The 5,196-nt window shown below is 67.7% G+C and carries 5 protein-coding genes; all 5 read left to right on the forward strand.

Annotation, left to right across the window (positions count from 1 at the left end; translation table 11 throughout):
- The first annotated feature begins 139 nt into the window (after positions 1-139).
- The 5 genes from ACFXGX_RS12570 (at position 140) to ACFXGX_RS12590 (ending at position 4,998) form a co-directional block, all read left to right on the forward strand.
- A complete protein-coding gene (locus ACFXGX_RS12570; RefSeq protein WP_384788792.1) occupies positions 140-1,039 on the forward strand; it encodes a bifunctional DNA primase/polymerase in 900 nt (299 codons plus the stop codon).
- Positions 1,036-2,193, forward strand: coding sequence for an AAA family ATPase (locus ACFXGX_RS12575; protein ID WP_384788795.1), 1,158 nt, complete (start codon positions 1,036-1,038; stop codon positions 2,191-2,193). Before ACFXGX_RS12570 ends, ACFXGX_RS12575 begins: the two co-directional genes overlap by 4 nt.
- The gene (locus ACFXGX_RS12580) at positions 2,190-2,384 is read left to right on the forward strand and encodes a helix-turn-helix transcriptional regulator (RefSeq protein WP_384788797.1); all 195 of its coding nucleotides are present in this window, start codon (positions 2,190-2,192) and stop codon (positions 2,382-2,384) included. Before ACFXGX_RS12575 ends, ACFXGX_RS12580 begins: the two co-directional genes overlap by 4 nt.
- Positions 2,381-3,844 carry a tyrosine-type recombinase/integrase gene (locus ACFXGX_RS12585; protein ID WP_384788800.1) on the forward strand — a complete coding sequence of 488 codons (1,464 nt, stop codon included), beginning with the start codon at positions 2,381-2,383 and terminating at the stop codon, positions 3,842-3,844. Before ACFXGX_RS12580 ends, ACFXGX_RS12585 begins: the two co-directional genes overlap by 4 nt.
- 161 nt (positions 3,845-4,005) lie before the next feature.
- A complete protein-coding gene (locus tag ACFXGX_RS12590) occupies positions 4,006-4,998 on the forward strand; it encodes an HNH endonuclease signature motif containing protein (RefSeq protein ID WP_384788803.1) in 993 nt (330 codons plus the stop codon).
- Positions 4,999-5,196 lie beyond the last annotated feature (198 nt).

Consider the following 5,196-nt stretch of genomic DNA (forward strand, 5'->3'; position numbering starts at 1 on the left):
ACGCAACTAGTTGCGGCTCCTTTACGCCCACGGGCCAAAGACCCTTTACAAACGCGGCGGCGGCGGGACTCCCCAGCACGGTCGCCCGCCGCCGCGGTTCTCCCTGCCCGCCCGTAGACAGAACAGGAGAACCACCAGCATGCCGTACCCGGATGGCCCTGCCCAGCTCACCGCCGCGCTTGACGCAGCGTCGCGTGACTGGCGCGTCTTCCCCCTTGTCCCCGGCGACAAGCGCCCGGCCGTCTCCGACTGGGAGACCCGCGCCACCGCCGACCCGGACCGCATCATCCGCGCGTGGTCCGTCGGCGCCTTCAACGTCGGTATCGCCACCGGCCCTTCCGGCCTGATCGTCATCGACCTGGACAAGCCCAAGCACCCCGGCGACACCCCGCCGGCCGCGTGGGCCGAGCACGGAGTCACCGACGGCGCCGACGTTCTCGCCGTGCTCTGCGAGCGCCACGGCCAGCCCTTCCCCGGCGACACCTACACCGTTCGCACGTGGAGCGGCGGCATCCACCTGTACTTCCTCGCTCCCGAGGGTGAGCCCCTGCGCAACACCGCCGGGGACAGCGCCCGCGGGCTCGGCTGGAAGGTCGACACCCGCGCCGCCGGCGGACTCGTGGCCGGCGCGGGCAGCATCGTCGCCGGACAGCTGTACGAGATCACCCACGACAGGCCCGTAGCACCCTTGCCGGGCTGGCTCGCCGAACTCCTTCGCCCCGTGCCGCTGCCGCCACAGACGCCCATCACGGTCGCCCTCACCGGCCACGGACGGCGCACCGCCTTTCTCCGCTCCGCGGTCAACGGGGAAGTGGAGCGGGTTACAGGCTCCAGTCCGCACGAGCACAACAACGCGCTCTACATCGCCGCGGTCGCCCTGGGACAGCTCGTTGCCGGAGGCGAGCTGAGCGGAGCCGACGTCACCGGCTGGCTCCTCACCGCCGCCCTCCAAGTCGGCCAGGGCGAACGCGAAGCACGGCGCACCATCGCTTCCGGCCTGCGGGCCGGCGCCCAGCGTCCCCGGACGGTCGCCGCATGAGCGCCAACCCCATCCCGCCCCTGCACCTGTACTCCGTGCCCAGCGACACCGAGGCGGCCCTCGTCCCGCCGCCGAAGCGGGAGCGCCCGCGGACCGCATGGACGGCCGATCAGCTCATGGCCGCCAACTTCCCCGAGCCGAAATGGGCCGTGCCCGGCATCCTCGCCGAGGGCGTCAGCCTGCTGGCCGGACCGCCCAAGGTCGGCAAGTCCTGGCTCTCTCTCGGACTGGCGCTCGCGGTCGCCGCCGGAGGCCAGGCGTTCGACTCCGTGCCCGTCCAGGGCGGACCCGTGCTCTACCTCGCGCTGGAGGACACCCCGCGCCGCCTTCAGACCCGGATGGGCAAGCTCTTGGGCGGACAGCCAGCACCCGCCGGGCTGACCCTGGTCACCGAATGCCCGCCCTTCCCCCAGGGCGGCACCGAGGCCATCGCACAGTGGCTGGACCGCAACCCCGACGCCCGCATGGTCGTCATTGACGTGTTCGCCAAGATGCGCGGACAGGCCCCGCAGGGCGTATCGGCCTACGACGCGGACTATGTCTCGGTCGGCTACGCGAAGCGTCTCGCGGATCACTACGGCATCGCTGTCGTCCTGGTCCACCATGTCCGCAAGGCTGGCTCGGACGATTTCCTGACCGAGGTGTCCGGGACCAACGGCATTGCTGGCGCGGCAGACGCCACCCTCGTACTGAAGCGGGCCCGCGGGCAGGCGGACGGCATCCTGCACGTCACCGGCCGCGACGTGGACGAATCCGAGTACGCCCTCAGCTTCCAAGCCGCCTCCGGCGCCTGGCACTTGCTGGACGGACCGGTCTCTGACCACACCGTCGGAGACACCCGAGCCGCGATCCTGCGGTACCTCCGAGCCCATCCCGGAGTGAAGCCCAAGGACATGGCGGGAGTGCTGCCGCAGGTCGACATGGACACGATCCGTCGGACGTGCTCCCGCATGGCCGAGGCGGGACAGCTCACCAGGGACGGCGGCGGCCGGTACTACCCGAACACCGAGACCCGGACAGAGAGCACCCAACAGGTGTCCGGACTGTCCGGCTGTCCGGTTACCCCATCTGACCAGCCCGAATACCCCGGACAGTCAGAACTGGAGCTGTCCGGCCTGTCCGGTGCGGACGAAGCGGAAGGGACGGCGGAATGAGCGCGCGCACGGTTGACGAAAAGTTGACCGTCAAGGAGGTCATCGCTGATCTGAAGGTCGCCCCGTCGACCTTCTACCGGTGGCGCCAACTCGGCAAGGGACCCCGCGCGATCAAGCTCCCGAACGGCGATGTGCGGATCCGGCGGTCGGAGTACGAGCGCTGGCTCGCGGAGCGGGAGGATGCTGCGTGAGCACCACGAACGACATCCCGGCCGGGCGCCCTCGCGGGTCCGCCCGGCCGGGTTACTCCTTCGACGTCAAGCTCTGGAAGGTCTCCAAGACCGGCCGCAAGTCCCGCCCGTGGCGCCTCCGGTGGGTGGTGGCAGGACGGGTGCACGGCGACACGTTCACAACGTCCGCTCTGGCGGAGAGCCGACGGTCCGAGCTGTGGCAGGCCATGAACCGGCGCGGTGAAGCGTTCGAGATCGAATCTGGACTGCCTGAGTCCGAAGTGCGCGCGGCGGTCGAAGCCGCTGAAGCAGCGGCCGCCGAACCGCCGTTGCGGTGGTTCGAGTTCTGCCGGAAGTATGTCGCTGGGCGGTGGCGTGCAGCGGCAGCCAAAACCCGTGAAGGCATGGCCGACGGTCTCGCGGCCGTGACCCTTGCCATGGTCAAGCGCGGGGACAGCACCCCCAAGGATGAGTACCTGCGGCTGGCCTTCCGGTGGGGGATCGTGCCCGCGAACGAGGGGCAGGCTCCGCCGACCGATCTCAAGGCCGCGTACGAGTGGGTCACGACGACCGACAGGCCCTTGGGGGACCTTGCCGAGGCTGAGGTTCTCGAGGATGTGCTGTACCGCGTCAGCTACAAGCTGGACGGCACCCCAGCGGCGGGCGACACGTACAAGCGGCGTCGCCGGGCCCTGAACGCCGCTCTCGAGCATGCCGTTGCCAGGGGGGAGCTTTCGGAGAACCCGCTTCAGCAGATCCGCCGGAAGCGTGTCGGCTCCAATGAGCTGGTGGACCCGCGTGTGCTGGTGAACGCTGTACAGGCGAGGCAGCTGCTCACAGCTATCTCGTACGTCGGTTCGTGGGACCGATGCAGGGGCCGGCGTCTAGTGGCTTTCTACGCGGTCCTCTACTACGCCGGTCTCCGGCCTGCCGAAGCGGTCGGGCTCCGACTGTCGGACTGCCACCTGCCGGAGAAGGGATGGGGCACGCTCACACTGCGGGAGACGCGCCCGGTATCCGGCAAGCAGTGGACCGACTCAGGCGAGCGGCACGACCGCCGCGGCCTAAAAGCAAGGGAGGTGACAAGCGACCGCCCGGTGCCCATTCCGCCCGTCTTAGTCGCTATCCTCCGGGCTCACTCGGAGGAGTTCGGGACCGCTAAGGAGGGGCGCGTGTTCGGAAACGAGCGTGGGGGCGTGGTCGGCTCATCCACCTATTGGCGAGTGTGGGAAGAAGCGAGGGGATACGCGCTCCCTCCGGAACGCGTCGGCTCGTCCCTGGCCGGGCGCCCGTACGACCTGCGGCATGCCTGCATCACGCGATGGCTGAACGCTGGGGTGCCCATCGCTGAGGTTGCCCGCAGGGTTGGTAACTCCCCGGAAGTTATCCACCGCCGCTACCACGGCTGTATTGATGGCCACGAGGAAGCCGCTAACGAGAAAATCGCGAAGGCTCTGGAGGAAGACGGCGACACGAACTAGCAGAGAGACAGTTCGGGGGCGGACCGTCAGTCTTTGTGTGCCGCCTCTGGCCTTCCTCTGTGAACGCCGTTCGAGTCCACCCTCTTACATGGGATGTGCGAGACCACCGTTGCGGAAGTTGGCGCTTCTCGAGGCAACGGCATGAGAGCTAGGATCGACCCGTGATCAAAGTGGGGGATGAGTTTGGGTTCTGGATCGTTCAGGCGCGCAGTGAGGGAGCGCGCTATTGGGTCCGGTGCCGGTGCGGCACTGAACGCGAGGTCTACACCTCCTCGCTACTCCTTGGGAAGACGGTCTCCTGTGGGTGCATGCGCCTGATGCGCCGACATGAAGTCGGCGAGACGGTGGGGGAGTGGGAGATCGTCTCTTATGAAGGGCTCCCTAGCCGTCGAGCGGTGTGTAAGTGCTCCTGCGGCGCCCTCAAAGAGGTAGACATTTACACGCTGGGGAGGTCCAGCAAATCCTGCGGCCATGACCGGCAGAAGACTTTCACTTCAGAGGCTGGCACAAAGCGTTGTACCGCGTGTGGGGGCGTGAAGCCTCTCGATGACTTCCACAAGGACAGCGGGTCATCGGACGGTCGGCGGCCACGTTGCAAGTTGTGTGTGAAGGAACGCGATGACGCTCGTCGGGAAGACCGGAATCGACGTGCTCGCGAGGCATACAAACAAAATCCGGCAGCGAAGATCGAGAAGACTAGGGCGTACCACCTCGCTCGCCCTGACTGGAGCAGGGAAAAGGCTCGTGAGAGTCATCTGAGACACGCTGATGAGAGAGCGCTGAGGCATCGGGAGCGAGGCAAGGACCCCACGGTGCGTGCGTCCCGGCGTGCGGCTAGCAGGCGTGCCGAGTCACGTCGGCGTGCCATCAAGCGGCTCGCCGAGTCGGAGCACATATCCGAACAGCAGCTTCAGGATCTTGTGGAGCAGTTCAAGGGCGCTTGCTGGATCTGTGGTGATCTATTTGATGCGGAGACGGTGGTACTTCAGGTTGATCACTACAAGCCCTTGTCCAAGGGTGGGCCGCACATCCTGGCTAACCTGCGTCCGGTGTGTGCCGAGTGCAATCTGCGCAAGAGTGGCAGGTGGCCGTTCACTGCCCAAATGAGAGCCGAGGTCGCCGAAGCTGTACGGCGACTCAGAGCAGAGGGCTGAAGTGCCAGCTTCTGCCGCTGGCTGGAAGGGCAGCACGGAGGCGCCGGTGTGTCGGAGGTGTGTCGCGAACGCTGAGAGACAACGAGAGAGGGGGGGGGGGGGGGGGGGGGCCCCGCGGCCCCGCCGCCCCCCCCCCACACCCCGCACCCCGACCCCGAGGTCTGTTGAGGAGGGTTGGCGGCCCCCCGCGTAGAGACC

The sequence above is a fragment of the Streptomyces sp. NPDC059371 genome, from assembly GCF_042751995.1.
GTDB lineage: Bacteria > Actinomycetota > Actinomycetes > Streptomycetales > Streptomycetaceae > Streptomyces.

What these genes read in the sequence shown, in the direction of transcription:
- ACFXGX_RS12580 (WP_384788797.1), top strand. Translation starts at nt 2,190, where the DNA reads ATGAGCGCGCGCACGGTTGACGAAAAGTTGACCGTCAAGGAGGTCATC.
- ACFXGX_RS12570 (WP_384788792.1), top strand. Translation starts at nt 140, where the DNA reads ATGCCGTACCCGGATGGCCCTGCCCAGCTCACCGCCGCGCTTGACGCA.
- ACFXGX_RS12575 (WP_384788795.1), top strand. Translation starts at nt 1,036, where the DNA reads ATGAGCGCCAACCCCATCCCGCCCCTGCACCTGTACTCCGTGCCCAGC.